Here is a 22,779-nt window from a genome sequence, read left to right as displayed (position 1 = left end):
GATTCTAAATTTATTTTACAATCACTTTTTGGGTATAAGAATCTTTGTCTGTTTTCACTTCAAAAATTTTCACCCCTTTGCTCAGTTTTTTAATCGAAATCGAATTAACCGTGTTATTTCCTTTCCTAAAATTTCCCTGGTAAATAGTTCCTTCTGATTTACCTGAAATATCTGTTACATTAATTTTTATCGATTGACTATTTCCAGAAAAAGCTTTTAAAAAAATTTGTTCTGAAGCCGGGTTTGGATAAAACAAAAAATCAGATTTAGATTTAGAATTAATTTCATTGGTTGATAAAAAAACACAGTCTGTTGACTGTAACAGAACCGCTCCGGCTCCAGTCATAACTGTTTGTTTAACATCCTGAGATGCAATTTTGTTAATTGAATATGGTGGTGTAAAAGCTGTTCCCGAACCAGTTGCTGTTCCCGATGTTCCAACAAATGTATTGTCAACCAATTGTGCCGCAGTGAAATTACCTGTTTCCAGACGGATTGGATTTTTCACACCTTCAAAATAATTACTTTCTATCAACAGATCTGCCTGGTAACCTGCGTAGATGCAGTAATTGCTTACGGAGCTATTGAAATAATTATTCAGAAGATGAACCTTACCGTAACGTACCCTTGGCATTCTTTCCCTTACACCATTGCCCCACCAGCAGTATTGCATTGTAATTCTCAGCTTTCCGGAATCCTGCGTATCACTGTCGGATGACCCGAATAAATTGGAGAATCTGTGATCATTACTTCCTCCGGAACCTCCAGGAATCGGAGCTTTTAGATATTCGAACTTTGTCCAGGAAATTGTAATAAGATCAGAACCATTTTTGATGTCAAGATTGCCGTCCAAAGCATCCTGAAAGGTACAATGATCCACCCAGACATTGGTACAATTATCAATTGTCATATTATCATTTCCATCCACATCATAAGCACCGGGACCTTCGAAAGTGATGTTTTTGATGAGAACGTTGGAACTGTTTTTCAAAGTCAAAATTCCGGAACCTCCAGCTGTAAGATCTGTTGAAATCAATCTTGCTCCGGCCAGACCTAATATCGATTTGTTGGTTTGATTATTAAGCGTCAATCTTCCCGCACTTGGAAAAGTGATTTGCCCCGAAACATGAATGACTTTTACAGCTGTACTATTTACGGCGGTTCTCAGTTCTGCATAGGTTGTCACAACAGTCGGAGCAGCAGTTCCGCCACCAGTAACACCATTGGTAGAAGCCCAGCCTGCAACATTACATTGTGCAAATAAATTAGTTACAATAGTTGATGTTAATAATGTAAGTATTAAAAATATTCTTTTCATTAGAATAAAATCTTTAAGAATTTGTTTGGAAGTTTAAGATTGCTACATCAATCTTAATTCGGAATTATTTTATAACAAAATGGTTATTAACTATTTAAGAAACAGTTGTATTGATTGAAGTAAAAAAAAGTTTGACGAAAGCAAGTTTCATCAAACTTTAATTAATGAAAAATTTAATCTCCTATAAATTTTTATTGATTTCCAAATTTTCCCGGAACTGTTTTTATTTCACTAAAACTTTCACAGATTTTACACCTGCATCAGATTTCAAATTAACAATGTAAACACCTTTAGTATTAACTTCAAAGTTTGTATCAGCAGAAACTTTGGCAGTTTTTACCAAGGATCCAGTTGCAGAATAAACGTTAACTTCTGTATTCTTTGATTCAAGATCAGAGATATAAACTTTGTTACCGCTGGAGAAAACCTGAGCTTTCATTTCTTTTTTAACATCATTTACCCCAAGGACAGTTGTTCCAACATTTGTAGCAGTGATTTTGTAAAAGTTAAGTGATGTGTCACCATAGATATAAATATCTCTTGCTGGTCCTACATAATCATAATTGTAGATAATGCCGTCTGATGAATTAGAATAAGTTTTAGAAGCTAAAATCGCTGTTCCCGTTCCTATGTATAATGTGCGATCACCAGAACCACCATTTTTGTACCAGATAGTAATTGAAGAGTTACCGTTTGTTTTGAAATAGATGTAACGTTGTGTCGGTGTAGTATTAACTCCTGTTGATGTAAAACCGCCACCATTTAGTTTGAAACGTTTTGTTGCAGAAAAACCGTCAGAAAAAGTCGCAGAATTAGCTTCTACCTGAGCAAAGTTAACAACAGTTTCTGGCCCCGGAACCAAAGCAAGATTATTTTTAACCTTAGCAGTTTCACCAGAAATTACCGGCCAAGCAGCAGATGAAAAATCCCAAGTGGTTTGTGCTTTAACATTGCCAACGGTAGCAACAATAGAAAAAGCTAAAAGAAGTAATGATTTTTTCATGATAAATAATTATTAATTGTTTGTTTAAATTTCAATGCAATCGATTACACAATTATGTGTAAATTTTCTATGGTTCTAATATAAAATTATTATTTAATTGCAAGATATTTTTTTTAAATTTAATATTAATTTTTACACACATCAATCAAAAACTCTTTATTAATAGCACTTTCAGGTAATACCAATTTTCTATTTTGTGAAACTTAATATTATTAAGAAGGTAATTTTATGACAAAAATCAATGCAATCGGTTGTCTTAATTTAACTAAAATCTCTGCCAATTTGGATAAAATTTGTTTTTGAATACTTTTTCCATGCTAACTTTATGATAAACAGAAATAAATAAATATTAATTCTTAATACGGAAAAGAATAATTATAATTCAATAAAAAATCCCTGAGACAAAAGCCTGCAGGGAGTTCTTAAAAAATAATGCGAAAAATTTTACCTTCTGGCCGGTTATTTAATCATCACTTTTACAGACTTTTCGCCAGCCTCTGATTTAACATTCACTATGTAAACACCTTTTGCACCGATATCAAAACTAGCATCCGTAGAAGTTTCAGCAGTTTTCACCAGGGTTCCATTAGCAGAATAAACATTAATGTGTGTATTTTTAGACTCCAAGTCTCTCACGTGGATTGTATTACCAGTTGAAAAAGCAGTTGCCTTGATTCCGGATTTGAAGCCGCTTACAGCCAAAGTACCTGCAGAAACCTCAATCTTGTAGATATAGTTATCTCCAACACCAGACGAAATTATCAAGTAAGGCGCTGACCCAGCATAGGTGTAGGAAATTACAGCAATATCTGCTGTTGTATTACCGGCAAAAGCTGTGGAACTAAGCACCGTTCCCGTATTATCAGAGATGAGAACATTTCTGGCACCGCCGCCTCTAGCCCATATTTTCAGAACGGAATTAGTCGGCACAGCAACTTCTACCCATTTTTTTGTTGGCATCGTCTGTGATCCTACAGCCGGGCTTGATGAGCCGGAATAACTGTTACCGCCAAACTGAAAACGTTTTGTCGCAACAAAATTATCACCAAATGTAACCGAATTAGATGTTATGGCAAAAGCCGAAGATCCCGAAGCTCCACTAAATTTCAGACCGTTTATTGTAGTAGGAACAACAATAGATGCGTCCGGAAAAGTGGCCGTATCTGCCAGATCCCAAACCTGAGCATTGAGAGTAACTGCAGAAATCCCTGCAAACATCAAAGAAAATAATAGTTTTTTCATAATAAATGAGTTTTATAGTTGTTGTTAAAATTTATTGCGCAATCGATTACACTATTTAATAGTAAAAACCGAGAGTTCTAATATAGAATTATTTTTATGTCGTCCACTATTTTTCAGAAAATTTTTTAAAATTGAGTTCAGACTAAGTTAATAATTAATTAAAATTCGCTTTAAATAAATAGCCTAATCGTTAAATAACTGTTTAATTATTTTTTCAGATCATATTGTTCAGATACATCATGTGAGCTATAATTGTTAAAAAAAATAACGTAATCGATTGCATAAAATTCCCAAAATCATAAGTGAAAAATCAAAATTCCGGGACTACAGAAAATTTTAGTTTGTGCAACAAATTTAGGGAATCCAGTTATCCGATTTTTTGAAAATCTTTTCAAGGGAATAATTCTTCAATTCTTTTCTGGAAAGCTGATGAGACCACTCAGCTCTTTTGCCGGGATTGGCACCAATGCCTAAACTTTTGAACTCTGCATAATAAGCAGTTTTCTCTTTATCAGGAAACATTTTATCACCTTTCCAAGGATTCCAGCCTTCCGGTAAAATGTGATTTTCCATTCTTGTATTGATGAAAACAGTTTTCGCAAATGGTCGCCAAGGTCTTCCAAGATAAACTTTTGAAACGCCTTCTTTTGCCGTCAAATGACAGTCAGTAAAAACAAAACCAAATTGACTGTCTTTGCTTGTTGCAGCCGCAGTGATGTAAGAATTTGATAAACTTTTGATTTCACAATTTTTGAAAACCGCAATCGCCTGACCGAAAATAAAATCCGTCGTTCCTTCTATATAACAGTTTTCATAGTATTGCCGGCTATGATCAGTCGCTGCATAAAGTGTATCCTGACAACCCAAAATTTTGGAATTTTTCATCATAAATCGGTCGCCCTCTACATGAAGTGCAACGGCTTGTCCTTGATTACACGACGAATTTTTGATGGTCAGATTTGAAATCTTAATATTATCTCCAGCAACCAAAAATGTGTAAGAATTGAATGTATTAAGCTTTTCTTTGGTTAAAGGATTCTGCTTTCCTGAAAAATCATCATTGTTAATAATAGTACAGTCTTTGTTCTCGCCTTCAATCCTAATTAAATGTTTTGAGGATGGAATCACAACTTTTTCATTATAGATTCCTGATTTGACTTTAATCAAGGCTTCAGCCGGACCTAAATCACGGATCGAATTAATTGCATTTTGAACTGTTGTAAAATCGCCTGAACCGTCCTTCGCCACAATAATAGTGATGTAAGGTGATTGAGCAAAATTTAAAATAACAAGACACAAACTAAGAAAAGAAAGCAACTTTTTCATTGGATTAATTTTTTAAAACTTTATCCAGAAAATCAACAATATATCCCAGAGTTTCACCAAACCAAGGCTGAACCAGCCAAAATGAGTGCGGAGATTCTTTGATTTCATGAGATTCTGTTGGGATATTGTATTGTTTTAATTTCTTTATCATATCGTCTCTTCCAGCGTGAAATCTCGGTTGAGAGCTATTGACAAATAATGTTGGCGGTGTGTTTTTTCCGACATATTCCAAAGGTGAAGCTTCTTTCCAAAGTTCGAAATTCTGAGCTTTTGTCGCACCAAACCAATAAGCCGCATAAGTACCTTCTTCAGATTCGGGATGAATAAATGAGACAATTCCATCGATATTGACAATTGCCTGAACTTTATTTTTGACGCCAACCAAAGTTGCCAATTGTGCTCCGGCTGAGTTTCCTCCAATTGCAATTTTCTTTTTATTAAGACCAAATTTTTTATGATACTTTTTGAGGAATTTCAAAGCATCTTGGATATCTTCAACAGCGGCAGGATATTTTGCAAAATCACTCAAACTGTAATTGATTGCCATTGCAATATAACCTTTTGAAGCTAATTCCTGAGCCAAAAACTTTTCATTTTCTTTGCTTCCAGAAATCCAGCCACCCCCGTGAACAAGAATAATTGCAGGATCTTTCTGAGATGAATTTTCAGGAAAATAAATATCCGCCAAAAGTGATTTACCGTTTCTGGTTTTATATTTTAAGTCATTTTTGACTTTGATATTTTTTGGAAATTCCAGATTCAAAGGTTGTATGAAAGAGTATTTCTTTTTCAGTTTTTCGAATGTCGCTTCAACTGTATAAGGCTGCGCGTTTGGTCTTTCGATTTCCTGAGAATAAATCTTTGAAATCGAAATGAACACCAAAGAAAAACGGATGAAAATCTTCCGCAGGTGACTATTTTGATTCAAGTTAACTTGGGCTGGCTTCATCCGTTTAAATTTTTGTTCGTTAAGTTAAGTCATAATGCTGCGCAAAATTTTGTTCTGAATGACAAAACTGACTATTTTACAGCATTCTTCGGAACATCTTTGGAAATCGATAATTTATCTCCGGAGATTCCTTTTGGTAATTTGATGGCTTTAGTTTTACTTCCGATGACCTTTACCAAAGGTGTTTTGGAAGATTCCAAAGTTAATCCGGAGATGTCAACATTTTTAGAATTATAAATAGTTGCACCAGTTCCATCGGTGTACTTTATTTTAACATTTTCCAATGTAATTCCGTCTGTATCTACGATGGTTAAAGCTTTTTTGGTATCAAAATAAGAATCTTCTATCACGATATTTTTAAGGTTCATTTCAGATAAACCATTTAGTGACAACGCTTCGTAGGAATTGGAAGCTGTGATATTTTTGAAGAACACATTTCTGAAAACCGGTGTTTCCTCGGTCACAGGAATATCTTTTTCTTTTCTTTTCTCATTGTCAGCATTTTGGTCATCTTCGATGATTGGCGAATTGCCTTCATAGAACATATTGAAACCAATGACCTGCGCCGGAATTCCCGTCATATCAACATTACTGATCCATATATTCTCCACAACGCCACCTCTTCCTCTGGTTGTTTTGAAACGAAGTCCAATGTCCGTTCCGATAAACGTACAATCTGAAGCATGAAGATTCCGGACACCGCCGGACATTTCGCTTCCGATAACAATGCCGCCGTGAGCATGATAAACCGTATTGTTTTTGATGATGACATTTTCGGTCGGAATGCCTCTGTCGCGACCATCTTTATCTTTTCCGGATTTGATACAAATCGCGTCATCGCCAACATCAAATGTATTGTTATAAACCAAAACGTTTTTACAAGATTCCAAATCCAGACCGTCACCATTTTGTGAATACCAAGGATTTCTGACCGTCAGATTCCTTAAAATCAAATTACTTGACATCAACGGATGAAGATTCCAGGCTGGTGAATTCTGGAACGTTGGTCCGTCCAAAAGCACTTTGTCACAGCTCACCAAACTCACCATCACCGGCCGGAGAAAATCCTTCACCGATTCCAACTGTTCTCGAGTTATCAATTTTTCAGGAATATTAAAATTGGCCGTACTTTCAAAACCTTTTTTGGAGCTTTCGCTCGGAAACCATATTTTTTTATCATCAGACAAAACGCCGCCTTTTGACAGTAATTCTTTCCATTGCCTGTCGGTCATTTTTCCTTTTTTCACATATCTCCAGGCATCGCCGTTGCCGTCAATCACACCTTTTCCGGTAATGGCAATGTTGGTCGCCCCTTTTGCAGAAATCGGAGACTGACAACGCGTTGTGTTCAAACCTTCGAAACTGACATCAACCAAAGGATAATCCGCAAAATCTCTACTAAACATCACCAAAGCGCCGTCTTCCAAATGCAGATTGATATTACTTTTCAAAACAATTGGTCCTGTTAGCCAAATTCCTCTTGGAACGACAACTGTTCCGCCACCTTTTTGGGAGGTTTCATCAATGGCTCTTCTAAACGCTTCGGTATTTTTCACGATGCCGCCAGAAACAGCACCAAAATTTTTGATATTGACAGAAGTTGCAGGAAAAGAAGTTTCTGCAACTGTCGGCATTTTGAACTCTACATTTTTGTAAATATCAGAAATACTCTGTCCAAAAGCGTTTCCTGAAAATAATGTTGCTAAGCTTAAAGCTAAAATTTTAATCGTGTTCTTCATTCTCAGTATTTTGATTTTAACGCAAAGAGCGCAAATTTCTATTTTATTATATTTTTAAAGTCGCAAGGTTTTTGACCTTATTTTCAATATTTGTCATTCCGTAGGAATCCAAACTGTCGAGATTCCCTTCGGAATGACAAACTTTGAGTTTATTTCTTGCTTACTATTTTTTTGAATTCATTATAAACCAATTGAGCGACAGCTTTTGCACCTTCCGGCTGGAAATGGGTGTCATCTTTCTGACCTTTTGGATAAGCTTGATATTTTCCTTCGGGAAGATTCATAAAATAGGTTGTGGTCACGAAATCTTTTCCTTTTTTCGTGAAAAATTCTCTGGACAATCTGTTCAAATCAATAACATCGACTTTTTGTTCTTGCCCCACTTCTATCATTGCTTTTGCGTAATCGACATGACTATCTTCTAAAATACCTTCTTTCCAAGGATAATTTCTTGAAACCGGCGTTACCAACACGGGCGTTGCCCCTTTCTCACGAACCTGATGAATATACAACCTCAAATACTCTTTGTAACCCGGAACATCCACATAACGGTCGACTTTTTTCTCAGATTCATCGTTGTGACCAAACTGGATCAGTACCCAATCCTTCGGTTTCAGATTTTCAAAAATGTAACGCCACCGGCCTTCCTGAAAAAAGGTTCTTGTGCTTCTTCCACCTTTAGCTTTGTCCACAACCAAAACTTGTTTTGCTAAATTCGATTTGAAAGTTTTGAGACTGTCCGCGCCAAAAAACTCCTGAAAAACGCCGCCCCAACCTTGCTGCGGATAACGCTTTTCCTGATAATTGCTTTCTAAAGTATAATCGGTCAACGTAGAATCGCCAGCTAAAAAAATATTGGTCGTGTTTTTGTCTGTGGAAGGTTGCACGATTCTCTCTTTTTGATTATCCTGTTCTGTCTGAGCAACAATCATCACAGAAGCTGCGATAAAAAATGCTGTCGAGATTTTTTTGAAAGAAATTTTCATTTTTGATTATAATCTATTTCGTTTTAATTTTTTGTAATTCTGAAAAGTCAAATTTGACCTAAAATACCTGAACGCTTTGACAGAACTTATATTTTTATTTCTCTAGTTCCAGACTTGCGAGGATGAACGGGCCTGTTCCTTTTGGGTCATTGGAACGTATCTCTTCATTGACATAATATTCGTAAGTTCCGCTTCTGTAAGGTGTTCCGCCTAATCCGGCAACTGCGCAGTTTTGGTTCAGATTGACTGTCCCATCCTTCTCAACCGAGATTAGATTTTTGAGGATTCCGTTGTAGCCTTTTTTAGCAACCGCATTATAAGAAGCTGGTAAGTATTTTTTTCTGACAGCTTTTGCAAAGGTGTAAACAAACATTGATGATGCTGAAGCTTCGAGATAATTTCCTTTTTCGCCACCTTTGTCCAAAACCTGGTACCAAAGTCCCGTTTTCTCGTCCTGAATTTTCACCAAAGCTTCTGAATAAGATTTAAGATAACCCATGAGTTTTGCTCTTCCGGGATGATGTTCCGGCAAATAATCCAGAACATCTACGATAGCCATGCCGTACCAGCCCATCGCACGTCCCCAGAAATTGGGGGAAAGTCCTGTTTTTTTATCTGCCCACTGTTGTTCTTTGCTCTCGTCCCAGCCATGATACAACAAGCCGGTTTTAGGATCAACCATGTGCTTCTGGATGATATCAAACTGATTCACAATATCATTGTAAGCTTTATCCGCATCAGCTCCTTCATCAAACAATCTTGTATAATTAGCATAAAACGGCTCTGCCATATACAATCCATCCAGCCACATTTGATTGGGATAAATTTTCTTGTGCCAGAATCCACCTTCGGAAGTTCTTGGATGATCGTTCAGTTGTGACCTTAGCAATTGCGTCGCTTTCAGGTATTTTTCATCTTTGGTTGCGAGGAAAAGATAAATTAAAACATTACCGGAATTCAGCATATCGAGATTATACTTATTGATATCGTAGGTTTTAATCGTGCCGTCTGCATTGACCAATTCGTCAGCATAGGCTTTGATGTAATCATAATATTCTCTTTTTCCCGTTTTCCTGAATAATTGTTCCGCAGCTTTCAAAACCAAGCCGTTGGGATAGCTCCATTTCGGTGATTTAAAAAAATCCAACATCCAGGCTTCGGGAAAACGTTTCATCTCGGATTGCATCATTCTTTCTGACCAAGGCAGCTTTGTAGAAATAGTCTGTCTTGTAACCTTCAAAACTTTTTGATTGGTCTGTTTTGGTTGTTGCGCACAGGAAAAAAACAGTCCTGATGCTAATGCAGCCATAGTTAATATTCTGAGTCTGTTGAATTTCATTTTTCTTACTTTTATTCTTTCTCTTCTGTTTAAACAGATCGAGATGATTTGTTTTAACGTTGAATAGCACGCAGCCCGGCCTGAGTGGAGCTCTTTTTCTTTTTTACCGAAAAAGAAAAAAGCGGGAACGGAGGACGGATTAAGCTGCCCAAATTATTCTATTTACAATGTTCCATCGTTGTCGAGCTGGTCTAATTTTTTATTCAGATCCTGATAGAACTCGGTTTCGGTTTTGATGCCGTCTGGTTCCTGTGACCATGCTGCCAAAAAGTAATACGATACATTTTGGGTCTTTTTGAAAACCACTGTATGTGTGGATTTGGTCTTTACATACTTATCAAAACTATTGATGGGATAAAAAACCGCCATCCCGAGATTGTCATCTTTTTTAGCCAAAGTCTGCTGACCAAAAGTAGCAATGTAAGCCCACTTTTTATTCTTGCCTGTAACCTGTTTGACCGGTATTTTGTCGAACGCCACGATCCCTGTACATAATCCGGAAATGGCGTTGCTCAAAGTTAAATCTACTTTTACAAAACGGTCTCTGTTGAAAATCGTGAGTCTGGACTGAACATCTATCGCATCGCCCCAGGTTTTCCAGCCTTTGTAATTGATAATCGCATATGAGTAATCTTTCTCGTTGATTACTTTTGCGGCTGTTGATTTTACCATTTTGAAAGTCTCGACAAAATCGTTTTGTTCATCATATCTGCCGTAAGAACCAATACCAATCGTTCGCCCGGATTTCAATATATCCTGTCCCCAAACTGCATCGTGGTGATATGATTCGAAGCCATCCTGACCGACTTCCGGCAAAACCAAAGTGTTAACTTTTTTCCCGAAAATATCCGTTGCATTGCGCCAATCGAGATATAATCTATAACCAATCTGGTTGTTTTCCAAACCTATCCCTTCATATCTGATGTAAGTTGAATGGTCTGTGTGTTCCGCAGGAATCGTAAGCTCATTAACATTTTTAAACGTCCCTCCGACATATTGATTACCATCCCATTTTCCGCCTTCTTTTATAGATAATTCGGCGTAAGAAAATGGAGCATTTCCGTTTTTCCTGATTGTCCGAATGACATCTGTCTGCGCAGAGCAACTGATAAAACTTATCAGCAATCCTGAATAAATAGTTTTGAGTATGATGTTTTTCATTTTTATTATTTTGTTTGAACGCAAAGTCCTAGAAAATTTTTTATTCTATGCAATGCTTTAAGTTAGCAAAGACACTTCGACTTCGTTCAGTGACCTAATATTAATTTATTTTAAAATTCCAGTTGTCTTTTCCTGAAAGAATATTTTTGATTGAGTAGTCTTTGGACTGTTCCTTTGTTAATTGACGAGACCAGGCAACTCTATTCTTGACATCACCTCCACTTCCGGTCGAATTGAATTCTGCGTAAAAAACAGTTTTTTCAGCTTCCGGCTTTTTCCAATTGTGCCAGCCTTCGGGTTTTATGATATTTGAAATTTCTGTATTGATAAAAACTGTTTTAGCAAAAGGTCGCCAAGGTCTTCCAAGGTAAACAGATTCTGGTTTCGCCTCGCCTTTGATTTTGCAATCGATGAAAACAAAACCAAACCTTATATTTTCCGGAGTTGAAGCTGCTGTGAGATAAGTTGCACTTTCTTTCGCATAGATTGTGCAATCTTTAAAAACCGCAGTTGCCGCACCGAAAATGAAATCAGTTGTTCCTTCAATGTAACAGTTTTTAAAATAATGACGGATTTCCCTTTTGGGCTCAGGAACATCCTGCTGTCCTTTCAGATACAAGGTATCCTGAAATCCGAGAAACCTGCAATTCTTAAAAATAGCTTTGTCGCCTGTAATGAGAACAGCAACGGCTTGTCCTACTTTTCCGGCATCATTTTGAAAAGTGACATTCTTCGCCGAAAAGTTGTCTGAAAAAATAAAAATGGTTGATGAACCTGTTGTTCCCATTTCTTTTCCTTCGGGATTTTTCTTTGATGCAAAATCGCCGTTAACAATTATGGTTTCATCCAAACTTTCACCTTCGAAACAAATAGCCCCTTTGGCTGCAGGAACAATTATTTTTTCTCTGTAAATTCCCTTTCTGATAATAATCTTTGTTTTGGAATCCAACTTATCTTCAACTGCATTAACCGCTTCCTGAATTGTTTTGAAATCTCCTTTTCCGTCTTTTGAAACGGTATAAATTGTTTCAGAATTATGCATAACGCTGAAAGAATTGATAATAATCAAAACAAAGATGAAAGAAAAAAACAATAACGGATTTCTGGTTTTCATTGATGTTGATTCTATTAACAGGTCGCTCCTACGGAGCTCTTTGTTTTTTTAATATTTTACTACAAACATATCGCTCTTACAGAGCTATAAATTTTTGATGTCTATTTCTAGAAATTTTTTTTGTATGAGCCGTGCCAATCTTTTTAAATATACAAGTTTCCACCCCTTTCGGGATGAAAACCTGTATGAATTTAACAATTAAATAATGTGACCTGAATGCTACAGGCTGACATTAGATGATTTAAGTTTATTTTTTGATAATCTTTTTAGTGATTACTCCCTTATCAGTTGTGATGCTGATAATGTAATTACCTGTTGTAAGATCTCTCAAATCAACTGTATCTGCTTTTGCATCCGTTATATTCCTAACCAATGCACCTGCAAAATTGTAAACTTTAATACTTTGCATTTTTTCTCCAGCAGTATTGATATGCAAATAATCAGAAACCGGGTTTGGATATAAAGTTATCTGCGCTTTATTAATATCATTGGCTGCTAATGCATAAGTTGTTTTAATATAATAAAGGTTGGTTGTATCTCCTTTTGTAATGCTATGTGCTCCTGCTGCGACATTAGGGATTGTCACAATACCGTTTACCGCAGTGTAATTAACGCCATCAAATTTCACATTTTTAGCAAAATCGGCATCGAAAACCAATACCAAAGTTGATACTGCAGTTGTTGTATAATTGATACTTGTAGCAGATTCCATTTTGAAACGCTTAGTCAGTGTAAATCCGTCATAAGACTGAGAACCATCTGTAGAATTCATGTTACCTGTGATGGTGTAGAATGTACTTATTTTCCCGGAAGTTGTGAAGTTATGGATCAATCCATCTGAACCCGGATTCCCGGTTGAACCGACTGTAACAGTTCCGCTGATAGAAACAGCTGTCCCAGTGGACCCAACTGTTGTAACTGTGTAAGCTGTAGTTTGAGTCGGAGTTCCGGTAATTGTTACAGTTTTAGCAGTTGAATCTTTTGTAAATGTAAGACCATTGGTAACACCCGTTAACGACACATCTGTCGCATCTCCACCCCAAGTAAATACAATAGGAGCCACTGCAGATCCTGAAGTTACCGTCTGATCTTTGTTTCCTGACGTGTTAACCAAAGTCTGTGAACCGCCTTCTGCCTGGATAAAAACCATAGTTGTTCCATAACCAGTCAAAGCTGATTTGAGGCCTGTAATTACTGTATAAGATTTATCATCAACAGCGTTATCAAAAGTCCAGTTGAAATCGCCACCTTGTACACGTCCTGCATATAATTTTGTTCTGTCTCTAGCAGCAGTCGGATCTTCAACAGATAGATTCTTTACATAAAGAGAAGCATCTGTATCAAAATTATTATATGAGTTTGCTCCTACTTTTGATTTGACCGTGTTAGGAACTATTTCTCCACGTGAGGTTGCCAGGTAAGCATCAAAATCTGTTAATGAACTGATTTTTCCTTCGATATTGTATAAAGGATTCGGGTCTGCATAAGCTACAAAACGCATAGAATTGGTTGCAATATCTGCATCCATAACATTATTAAAAGCTTTGATCATTCCCCCGTCTTCTCCAGAAAAAGTCCCTTGATTGGTTGGATCGTTCATTTGTTTTGAAGGATTCCAAACGTCTGTTCCTTGTAAAGAGATCATCATTGGATTTTTAGAATTTCTGAAATAGTTCCCTTCTAAAAATAAAGATGAACCTTCCGTAGATCCTGAACCGTATTTAGAAATTCCGTCAAAATAATTGTTGTAAATGTGAGCCGAATAATAACGAACTCTTGGATGTCTTGAGTCTGAATGATCGAACCAGTTGTGGTGGTATGTTACATATAATCCGGACGTTGTTCCTTCGCTCAATCCTAATAAACTTGATTTCCCTGAATCCCAGAAATGATTGTAAGAATAAGTCGCGTATGAAGTTCCTTTGTTGTCCAGTGCACCGTCACCTTTGATCTGATCCGCATCGCTGCCGGCATGTCCGTAAAACAAATCATTATTATGAACCCAGATATAAGAGTTGTTTTGCTGCATGCCAATATTATCGCCTTCGCTGCTGTCACAATTCATGAATCCAAGATTCGCAATCTCAATATTAGTCGCATTCTTTACACGAATTCCCCAGCCATTTGCCGTTGCATCATTCCCAACACCTTCTACAGTAATATAGCTCTGATCATTGTTCTTGTTTTCAACCACAAGATCACCGCCTTCCATATCTGTAAAATCGGTAATATTACCAACTAATCTAAAAATATAAGGTCTTTTATCAATTCCTTTTTTGATACCGGAAAAGATGTTCTGAAACCCAACATAATTAGTCGTATTTCCATTGTTACTGGTAATTACATTAAAAGAAATCGTATTTTTACTTTTCTCTGTAATATACAAGATGACAGCATTATCCTTTGGCGTCCCGTCGGCTTTGTAACCACCTGGAACTCTTCCACCATTAAAGGCAAAACCATTCCTGTCCTGTGGAAGAACTGTCAAAGCACCGGTTGTAGAACCTGAGCCTTCAATCCCTAAAATTACCGGTTTAACGGTAATGGTATAATTACCTGCTTTCAGTCCTAAAATGTCAGCTCTGAAATATGATCCGTAACTGCGAATCAAATAATCATCAACCTGCTTGTTTACAACGCCTTCACCGGAATAGTAAACATTGTATCTTCCGGCATTTTCTACCGGCTGCCATTTTACAAAGGCTGTTTCTACCCAGCCTGCAGATTCGTTGAATGTAACAGACTGTCCTGATACCTGCGTCATTACAAATAACAAGAATACATAAAGTAGTTTAAATTTATTCATATAAAATTTATTTTAATGAGTCTTTTACGAGTTTTTATAAAATGTAATTATTATAATTAGTGTTGACTTCAACGAACCCTTCTCATTAACTAATTTTAAATAATAGAATATAGTTTTTGTTTAAATTTTGGACAAAAATCCCTTAGATTCAGCTCTACCAGGATATAAAATCCTGATAGAGTGAGTCTTCAAAAAAAATTAAAAATATAATAACTTAAAAAAATTCTAGTCCAGAATTCTATTTCTAATAACCGTAATCCTGAGTCAGATTATAGTTTGATTGTATAATATCGTTATAGATAGGAAGTAATTCTTTTCTATTTGCTTCAAAATATTGGGCGTATCCTTTTGCAGGATCATTGATGTAAGTAGCTGTCATAGCTGCTCTCCAATTGACTCTTGTATAGCCTGCCGGCGTATTTGCTACTGACGGCATATAATATACGTCTGATCTGTCAACACCCGCAGGAACATACACATCAATTGCCTGAAGTGCTGCCTGTGCGGATTTTGTTTTGTCATATGGAGAAACCTTGTAATACAGATAAGATGGAACATTCGCATACTGTCCCGTTCCATTTAACAGATCTGAAAGCTTTTGTCTGGTTTCAGCAATTTTTGTTGCTAAGAGATTCCAACGGATCAAGTCATATTTTCTAAGACCTTCTCCTCCGAATTCCAATAATCTCTCATGAACAATATAATTAAAGAATCCTGTTTTATCTGTCGGAATTGTTCCAGCCTGTCCCAAGTTACCTGCATATGCCCTGTTTCTAACTTGTCTTACCGCATCCACAGCTTGTGCAGAAGGATTGCCGTTGATTTCATTATCTGCTTCAGCAAACATTAGAAGAATGTCAGAGTAACGTAACAATGGCCAGTCGATAGCAAGATTTTGTGCAGTTCCTGTAACATTTGTCCAAGACTTTCTGAATTTTCCGTCTGTACACAAAACGCCGGTCGACAATATTGCCTGGTTGGTAGCATTGATCTGCATAGACGCAACGGTAAGGTCTCTTCTGACATCATATTTTCCGAATTCGTAAAAATAAGTTGCTATAGCATTGATACCGCCACTACTTTTCCAATTAGAAGCATCATCGTGTCGCATTCCGTTGTAATAACCAATCTTACTATCTGTTGCAGCATTACCTCCGTATGCACCTACTGCAAAGATAACCTCATGTGCTGCATCTTCCGTATTCTCATGCAATGGTCTGAAAGCTGCTTCAAAGCTGCTATTCAAACCGTGTTGCCCGGAATTGATAATATCTCTGCATTCATCATAAGCAATTTTGTAATACACCTCGGAATTAGATCCTTTTGCCATAACTCTTGGATCTCTTCTAAGAGAATACCCGGCTCTAGCCAAAGCAATTCTTGCTCTAAGACCTTTTACAGCAGCTTTGGTGAATCTTGTATTAGATGTTCCTGATTCTGATCTCCAGGGAACTAATTGTGCAGCAGTTGCAAGGTCTGCAATAATTTTATCATAAATAATATCCCTGTCCGTTTTTGGTAAATAAACCGATTCCAAATCTGATGAAGGCACCATTTGCATCGGAACATCACCCCAGTTTTTGATAAGATCATAATAGAACATTGCTCTCAGTGTCAAAGCTTCGCCATAGTAATGATCCATTAACGCTTTATCAGCTGTTGAACCTGTCTGATAAACTGGTGATAAAGGAATGTTTTTGATACAAAGATTAGCTCTTTCAATCCCTGAATATAATTTTAAAAACGGTCTGTTAAGATCCGGATTAGAAGTACAAGCGCCATACGTACTGATTCCCCTTCTGTCATTACAGTTATAATCTCCTGATGTTTTAAAATCATCAGCCGACTGGGGATAATATAAATTCAGTCTCTGTCCATATCCATCATCACCAATTATTTGGTTATAAACACCAACTAATGCGCTGAAAGTGTCGGCAGTGCTGTCAAACTGTTGTGCTTCGTTGGAACTGGAAATATTTTCTGCATTAAGGAAGTCTTCACAAGATGTAAAAATACTGAAGGCAACCAAACAACTAAGAATATAAATTAATCTGTTAATTTTCATTTTTTTGAATTAAAAAGTTACATCAATACCGGTTAAGAAAAATCTGCTTCGCGGAAAAGCCGCATAATCTACCCCTGGTGTAAGCGTGCTTTTTCTTGTACTCACTTCGGGATCATAGCCAGAGTAACCTGTGATCGTAAATACATTATTGGCTGTTGCATACAATCTGAAATTGGTTATACCAAGCATTTTAAGAGAATCTTTTGGTAAAGAATAGCCTATTGTTATGTTATTAAGTCTTAGAAAAGAACCGTCTTCTATTGCATAAGAATGCAGAAAATAGTTACCGCCGGTTGGTGTCCACATTGTAGTATTGGCATTAAGAGCTGCCAACTCCGTAGGATCTGTAACTTTCACACCATCTGCATTGAACCACTTCCAACGATTTGCCATTTCTGCTAACATGTTCTGGTCTGTATATTGATACTTGGTTGTAAATTCAATTTTATTAGCATTATACACTTTATTTCCGACAGAGAAATTGAAGAATAAACTCATGTCAAAATTTTTGTAACGGAATGTCTGATTAAATCCTCCATAAAACTTAGGTTGGGCATTCCCAAGATCGGTCTGGTCTTTTGTATCAATCACCCCGTCACCATTCAAATCTCTTAATTTCAAATCTCCCGGCTGAGGTGCTTTGTTTCCTAAAGCAACAGAGCTTGAACTCGGAATTCCGTCTTTCAGCTTATAAGTACGGTTAGTTGCATTGTAATCAAAGTCGCTTAGCTCATATCTGCCTTCCGTAACATACCCATAAAATGTTCCCACAGGTGCACCTATCTGAACTTTGAAGTCAAATAAGTTATTAACCCATCCTGATGGCTGAAGATAATAATCTGTTCCGGACTGTGTTAAAGACCCTAAACTTTTTATGACATTTTTGTTAGCAGCGATGTTGAAATCAGTTTTCCAGGTAAAGTTTTCATTACCAACGATAATAGCTCCCAAACTGAATTCGATACCTTTATTTTGAGTTTTTCCGGAATTTTGATATTGATACTCATATCCGGAAGTTTGAGGAATTTTAGCTAATAATAATAAATCTTTAGTGTCCGTGATATATCCGTCAAGTGCTCCATAGACTCTTTTATTAAACAATGTAAAATCTATACCCACATTCTGAGAAACGGTTGCTTCCCATTTGATGTTAGGGCTAGCCATAATGTTTCCTGGAGCTGCTCCTGTAATCACACCTATACCACCTGTATAACCATAAGCACTTGATGGCGTGTAGAAAGTATCAAACAAGAAAGACGCAATTCTGTCATTTCCAGATTGTCCATAGCCTACACGAAGTTTAAGGTCATTTACAATTTTAGAATCTTTTAGAAAATTTTCCTCTCCAATTTTCCAGGCCAAAGAAGCTGAAGGAAAATTGGCCCATCTGTTAGAAAGTCCTAAGGTGTTGGAACCATCCCTTCTAATGGATACTGTGGCAATGTACTTGTTGTTATAGATATAATTGGCTCTTGCAAAGAATGAAGCCAGTCTCATTGGAGGCTGAGCTGCTGCAATAGGAGCTTCCTGAACCATTCCCATAGGCGGCGTTGCAAGGACAATATTTGCAAAGGCCTGAGTTGCTGATAAAGAAGTCGGCAACCATCTGATTGTCATATCCGTCTTTTCACCATCTGTCTGTACAATCTCCTGCCCAAGCAATAGATCTAATTTGCTTTTACCAAATTTCTTTTTATAAGCAAGCGTATTACTGTTTGTTATTCTTCTGCTTTGAGTACTTGTTAGCTGAACCACAGACATATCAGAATTGATCCTTGACAGATAAGTGGATGGTCCGGAAAACTGCTTGATATCCTGATCATTCTGGACATAACCAATGGTACTTTTGAATGTTAAATCCTTAAAAATATTATACGTAATAACTCCATTCAGGAATAAGTTATTAACATCATTATATTTTATTTCGTTATTGGCAAGCAAAACCGGGTTAACAAGGTTGGTAGTTGCATAATCATCTGTATCGAACTCATCAGAACCGGCACCTAAGCTAATACCGTTCTCAAATGGCTTATAACGGATAACATTTCTAAGCCTGTTGGTTGTCTGGGTTCCTGACGAGGATGTTCCTGCTCCCAGAATCGAAGTCCTGCTGTATCTTGCGGTCAATCCTACTTTCAGTTTCTTACTGATATCAAAATCATATTTGAAATTGGCCATACTTCTTTTGTAGCCAGAATTAAGCATAATCCCGTCTTCTTCCACATGATTCAATGCCAATGTAAATGCCGAATTGGAATTCCCTCCGGAAATATTGATATTATGAGTATAATTGAATGCCTCTTTTCCAAAAACTTCATCCTGCCAGTTTTTGGTCTTGATAGTTCTATATTTATCAATTCCCACATCTATCAACTGCCCATTATCATCATAAGTTGGATTATAATTGCCATAAAGTTGTATAAACTTATCGATCTGATCCTGGTAACCATCTTTGTTACGAAGTTCATACTGGTACTGGACAAAATCATAAGGACTCATCACATCCAGAGTTTTTGCAATTGTTCTAACACCTGTATAACCATTATAGTTAATGGTGGTTTTAGCATTTTTTCTACCGCTTTTTGTTGTGATCAGAACTACTCCATTTGCTCCTCTTGCACCATAAATTGAAGTTGAAGACGCATCCTTAAGAACCTCTATAGATTCAATTTCTTTTGGAGAGATTAGGGATAAGGCATTATCCATCTGGATTCCGTCCACTATATAAAGCGGCGCATTATCCTGAGTGATAGACGTGCCACCTCTGACTTTAATTTCAGGATCAGATCCTGGCGAACCTTCGCCAAAAGTTACCTGTACACCAGCCATTCTGCCCTGGATAGCTTCTGCCGCACTATTTACAGGCATATCAGCCAATTGTTCTCCTTTTACGGAAGCGATGGAATTGGTCACATCTTTTTTAGACACAGTTGTATATCCCACCAAAACCACTTCATCAATCGCCTTCTCCTTATTACTATCAAATTTTGCTAATGAAACATTAATAACAGTTCTACCGTTGACTTCCACTTCCTGCTCCTCAAAACCTTTAGAACGAAACACAAGTGTTGCGGTTTTTGGAACGTTCAATTCATATTTTCCGGATTTATCTGTCATTGTAGAGAATTTGGAATTCCTTACAGAGATCTCGACATTTGTCAAAGGCTTCTTCTGATCAGACGTGATAGTTCCGGAAATTTTAATTAATTCTTGAGCTAATCCAAATGCCGGCAGTAAAAAGACCGATGCAATAGTCGTCTTTACAAAAGCACTTTGAATACCTAATTTTAAACCACTCATAGATATTTTTTAGTTTTTATAAATTTTAGCAATTATTTACTTAAAATAGTTGGAAAATTCACAATAAAAATGCAATCGATTGCACTTTAAATTTGAAACTTTTCTTAACTCGACTAAACTAAGATTATTTTTCAATTGACAAATAAAAAAAATCATTTTTTATTAATATTAATTTAACATAATGAATTATCATTAACAACAAACAATAATAAATTATTGATTTATAATAAATTATGACAAAATTAAATTTTAGGTATAAAACGACCCATCATAGAAATTAACTTTTATTTAACATTTAGTTTGATTAATTTAAGACCATAAAATAGAGTTTTGTGCAATTTTATTTAACCGAAATTTAACTTAATAGACTTAATTTTATAAAAAATCCCTTTTTTTCATCTTAAAATCAAAAATGAATTAAAATCTGAGTCATTGTTTTACAAAACCTAAAACAAAAGCATAAATACTTATTTATCAAATACTTAATAATTATTTTATTCTGAAAAATAGTTTTTTAGCAAGAAAAGCAACAAATGACAAATTTTGCATTAAATTAGTTTTACTATGCAAAATTAAGCATCCAAAACACTACCTAATGAGTTTAAAAAATTCAATTATTTACTAATAAATATCTGATTATTAAACATTTATAATTAATTTGTTTTTTTTCTTTCTTGGTTAATATTTATATATATATTTACAGAAATTATTTTCTGTGCCAAAAAGAGCAATTTTTAATGCAATCGATTACACAAATTAGTTTTTAGTTCACATTTATATAATAAAGAAATGACAACTTCAGAATTCAGATACGCTCATCATCCGGATGATGCAAAAAAATACACAACAGAAGATCTTAGAAGAGAATTCCTAATCAACAATTTATTTCAAGAAGGACAAATCAAATTAGTCTATACAATGTATGACAGATTAATTGTAGGAGGAGCAATGCCAACAGACAAAGTTTTAAAGCTTGAAACAATTGATGAACTAAAAGCTGAAAACTTTCTAGACAGAAGAGAAATCGGAATCATCAATGTTGGTGGGAAAGGAAAAGTGACTGTTGACGGAACCGCTTACGAACTTAATAATAAGGAAGCCTTATATATAGGAAAAGGAAACAAAGAAGTTATTTTCGAAAACATAGACGGAAATCAAGCATATTTCTACATCAATTCTGCGCCGGCTCATCAGTTTTATCCTACAAAAAAGGTTACAAAGAAGGAAGCCGAAATCGTAGAATTAGGTGATTCTAAATATGCGAACAGAAGAACCATCAACAAATTATTAGTAAACAGCGTTTTGGACACTTGCCAACTTCAAATGGGAATGACGGAACTGCACGAAGGAAGCGTTTGGAATACAATGCCTTCTCACACACATACCAGAAGAATGGAAGCTTATTTCTATTTCGATTTGGAAGAAGGACAAACGATTTCACACTTTATGGGACAACCTCAGGAAACAAGACACATTTTCCTTAAAAACAGAGATGCAGTAATCTCTCCGGAATGGTCAATCCACTCAGGTGTCGGAACTTCCAATTACACCTTTATTTGGGGCATGGCAGGAGAAAATATGGATTATGGAGATATGGATGCTGTAAAAACTGACGAATTAAAGTAAAAAATGAAAAATTTATTTGACTTAACTGGAAAAGTAGCATTAGTAACTGGAGGAACACACGGTTTAGGTTTGGCAATGGCAGAAGGTTTAGCTTCGGTTGGAGCAGAATTGGTGGTGACCAGCACTACTCCATCCAAATTGGAAGAAGCAATTGCTTATTACCAGTCAAAAGGTTACAAAGCAACAGGCTATATTTTTGACGTGACCGATGAGAAAATTGCTGCTGAAAAAGTGGCAGAAATCGAAGCGAATCATAAGCAAATCGATATCCTTATTAATAATGCCGGTATCATCAAAAGAATCCCGGCTCTGGAAATGGAAGTTTCCGATTTCCGAAAAGTGATTGATGTAGATTTGACTGGACCTTTCATTATGTCTCAGCTGGTAGCAAAAAGTATGATTGCCAGAAAATCCGGTAAAATCATCAACATTTGTTCTATGATGAGCGAATTGGGTCGTGACAATGTTGTGGCTTACGCTTCTGCAAAAGGAGGATTGAAAATGCTGACTAAAAATTTAGCAACAGAATGGGCAAAACATAATATCCAAGTAAACGGAATCGGTCCCGGATATTTTGCAACGTCTCAGACAGAACCAATCCGTGTGGATGGACATCCTTTCAACGAGTTCATTATCAGCAGAACACCGGAAGGTCGTTGGGGAAATCCTGAAGATTTGGCTGGAACAGCAATTTTCCTAGCTTCCGAAGCAAGTCAGTTTATTAATGGACAAATCATCTACGTTGACGGCGGAATCCTAGCAACCATCGGAAAACCTTCAAACGAATAAAGTCTTTCATCTATTA

15 protein-coding genes are annotated in these 22,779 nt (G+C 36.4%); 2 read left to right on the top strand and 13 right to left on the bottom strand.

Annotated elements, in window-relative coordinates:
* Positions 1-10 precede the first annotated feature (10 nt).
* The 13 genes from QOL71_RS00385 to QOL71_RS00325 form a co-directional block, all read right to left on the bottom strand.
* Positions 11-1,318 (bottom strand): pectate lyase family protein, encoded by a 1,308-nt coding sequence (locus tag QOL71_RS00385; RefSeq protein ID WP_283415032.1) that lies wholly within the window; start codon positions 1,316-1,318, stop codon positions 11-13.
* A 223-nt stretch (positions 1,319-1,541) separates the two neighbouring features.
* Entirely contained in the window at positions 1,542-2,321 is a 780-nt protein-coding gene (locus tag QOL71_RS00380; RefSeq protein WP_283415031.1) for a T9SS type A sorting domain-containing protein, read from the bottom strand.
* A gap of 459 nt (positions 2,322-2,780) precedes the next feature.
* On the bottom strand, positions 2,781-3,563 hold the full coding sequence (locus tag QOL71_RS00375) for a T9SS type A sorting domain-containing protein (protein ID WP_283415030.1): 783 nt from the start codon (positions 3,561-3,563) through the stop codon (positions 2,781-2,783).
* A 354-nt stretch (positions 3,564-3,917) separates the two neighbouring features.
* On the bottom strand, positions 3,918-4,889 hold the full coding sequence (locus tag QOL71_RS00370) for a pectinesterase family protein (RefSeq protein WP_283415029.1): 972 nt from the start codon (positions 4,887-4,889) through the stop codon (positions 3,918-3,920).
* A gap of 4 nt (positions 4,890-4,893) precedes the next feature.
* Positions 4,894-5,838 (bottom strand): alpha/beta hydrolase, encoded by a 945-nt coding sequence (locus QOL71_RS00365; RefSeq protein WP_283415028.1) that lies wholly within the window; start codon positions 5,836-5,838, stop codon positions 4,894-4,896.
* A 71-nt stretch (positions 5,839-5,909) separates the two neighbouring features.
* On the bottom strand, positions 5,910-7,577 hold the full coding sequence (locus QOL71_RS00360; protein ID WP_283415027.1) for a glycoside hydrolase family 28 protein: 1,668 nt from the start codon (positions 7,575-7,577) through the stop codon (positions 5,910-5,912).
* A gap of 149 nt (positions 7,578-7,726) precedes the next feature.
* Positions 7,727-8,563: a rhamnogalacturonan acetylesterase gene (locus tag QOL71_RS00355; RefSeq protein WP_283415026.1), complete on the bottom strand. Its 837-nt coding sequence runs from the start codon at positions 8,561-8,563 to the stop codon at positions 7,727-7,729.
* A gap of 94 nt (positions 8,564-8,657) precedes the next feature.
* Positions 8,658-9,902, bottom strand: coding sequence for a glycoside hydrolase family 88/105 protein (locus tag QOL71_RS00350; RefSeq protein ID WP_283415025.1), 1,245 nt, complete (start codon positions 9,900-9,902; stop codon positions 8,658-8,660).
* 162 nt (positions 9,903-10,064) lie between these two features.
* On the bottom strand, positions 10,065-11,063 hold the full coding sequence (locus tag QOL71_RS00345; RefSeq protein WP_283415024.1) for a DUF4861 family protein: 999 nt from the start codon (positions 11,061-11,063) through the stop codon (positions 10,065-10,067).
* Between the two features lie 100 nt (positions 11,064-11,163).
* A complete protein-coding gene (locus QOL71_RS00340) occupies positions 11,164-12,177 on the bottom strand; it encodes a pectinesterase family protein (RefSeq protein WP_283415023.1) in 1,014 nt (337 codons plus the stop codon).
* A 247-nt stretch (positions 12,178-12,424) separates the two neighbouring features.
* A complete protein-coding gene (locus QOL71_RS00335; RefSeq protein WP_283415022.1) occupies positions 12,425-14,983 on the bottom strand; it encodes a pectate lyase family protein in 2,559 nt (852 codons plus the stop codon).
* 244 nt (positions 14,984-15,227) lie between these two features.
* The gene (locus tag QOL71_RS00330) at positions 15,228-17,048 is read right to left on the bottom strand and encodes a RagB/SusD family nutrient uptake outer membrane protein (protein ID WP_283415021.1); all 1,821 of its coding nucleotides are present in this window, start codon (positions 17,046-17,048) and stop codon (positions 15,228-15,230) included.
* Positions 17,049-17,057: 9 nt separating this feature from the next.
* Positions 17,058-20,348: a SusC/RagA family TonB-linked outer membrane protein gene (locus QOL71_RS00325; protein WP_283415020.1), complete on the bottom strand. Its 3,291-nt coding sequence runs from the start codon at positions 20,346-20,348 to the stop codon at positions 17,058-17,060.
* A gap of 789 nt (positions 20,349-21,137) precedes the next feature.
* Here QOL71_RS00325 and kduI point away from each other — a divergent pair.
* Positions 21,138-21,974 carry a 5-dehydro-4-deoxy-D-glucuronate isomerase gene (gene kduI, locus QOL71_RS00320; RefSeq protein ID WP_283415019.1) on the top strand — a complete coding sequence of 279 codons (837 nt, stop codon included), beginning with the start codon at positions 21,138-21,140 and terminating at the stop codon, positions 21,972-21,974.
* A gap of 3 nt (positions 21,975-21,977) precedes the next feature.
* Complete coding sequence (locus QOL71_RS00315) at positions 21,978-22,763, top strand: gluconate 5-dehydrogenase (protein WP_283415018.1); 786 nt, start codon at positions 21,978-21,980, stop codon at positions 22,761-22,763.
* Positions 22,764-22,779: the final 16 nt, after the last annotated feature.

The sequence above is a fragment of the Epilithonimonas pallida genome (genome assembly GCF_900182975.1).
GTDB classification, from domain to species: Bacteria; Bacteroidota; Bacteroidia; order Flavobacteriales; family Weeksellaceae; genus Epilithonimonas; species Epilithonimonas pallida.
This window is presented reverse-complemented; position numbering and strand designations above follow the sequence as displayed.

What these genes read in the sequence shown, in the direction of transcription:
- QOL71_RS00330 (WP_283415021.1), bottom strand. Translation starts at nt 17,048, where the DNA reads ATGAAAATTAACAGATTAATTTATATTCTTAGTTGTTTGGTTGCCTTC.
- kduI (WP_283415019.1), top strand. Translation starts at nt 21,138, where the DNA reads ATGACAACTTCAGAATTCAGATACGCTCATCATCCGGATGATGCAAAA.
- QOL71_RS00385 (WP_283415032.1), bottom strand. Translation starts at nt 1,318, where the DNA reads ATGAAAAGAATATTTTTAATACTTACATTATTAACATCAACTATTGTA.
- QOL71_RS00375 (WP_283415030.1), bottom strand. Translation starts at nt 3,563, where the DNA reads ATGAAAAAACTATTATTTTCTTTGATGTTTGCAGGGATTTCTGCAGTT.
- QOL71_RS00365 (WP_283415028.1), bottom strand. Translation starts at nt 5,838, where the DNA reads ATGAAGCCAGCCCAAGTTAACTTGAATCAAAATAGTCACCTGCGGAAG.
- QOL71_RS00315 (WP_283415018.1), top strand. Translation starts at nt 21,978, where the DNA reads ATGAAAAATTTATTTGACTTAACTGGAAAAGTAGCATTAGTAACTGGA.
- QOL71_RS00380 (WP_283415031.1), bottom strand. Translation starts at nt 2,321, where the DNA reads ATGAAAAAATCATTACTTCTTTTAGCTTTTTCTATTGTTGCTACCGTT.
- QOL71_RS00350 (WP_283415025.1), bottom strand. Translation starts at nt 9,902, where the DNA reads ATGAAATTCAACAGACTCAGAATATTAACTATGGCTGCATTAGCATCA.
- QOL71_RS00335 (WP_283415022.1), bottom strand. Translation starts at nt 14,983, where the DNA reads ATGAATAAATTTAAACTACTTTATGTATTCTTGTTATTTGTAATGACG.
- QOL71_RS00325 (WP_283415020.1), bottom strand. Translation starts at nt 20,348, where the DNA reads ATGAGTGGTTTAAAATTAGGTATTCAAAGTGCTTTTGTAAAGACGACT.
- QOL71_RS00340 (WP_283415023.1), bottom strand. Translation starts at nt 12,177, where the DNA reads ATGAAAACCAGAAATCCGTTATTGTTTTTTTCTTTCATCTTTGTTTTG.
- QOL71_RS00355 (WP_283415026.1), bottom strand. Translation starts at nt 8,563, where the DNA reads ATGAAAATTTCTTTCAAAAAAATCTCGACAGCATTTTTTATCGCAGCT.
- QOL71_RS00345 (WP_283415024.1), bottom strand. Translation starts at nt 11,063, where the DNA reads ATGAAAAACATCATACTCAAAACTATTTATTCAGGATTGCTGATAAGT.
- QOL71_RS00360 (WP_283415027.1), bottom strand. Translation starts at nt 7,577, where the DNA reads ATGAAGAACACGATTAAAATTTTAGCTTTAAGCTTAGCAACATTATTT.
- QOL71_RS00370 (WP_283415029.1), bottom strand. Translation starts at nt 4,889, where the DNA reads ATGAAAAAGTTGCTTTCTTTTCTTAGTTTGTGTCTTGTTATTTTAAAT.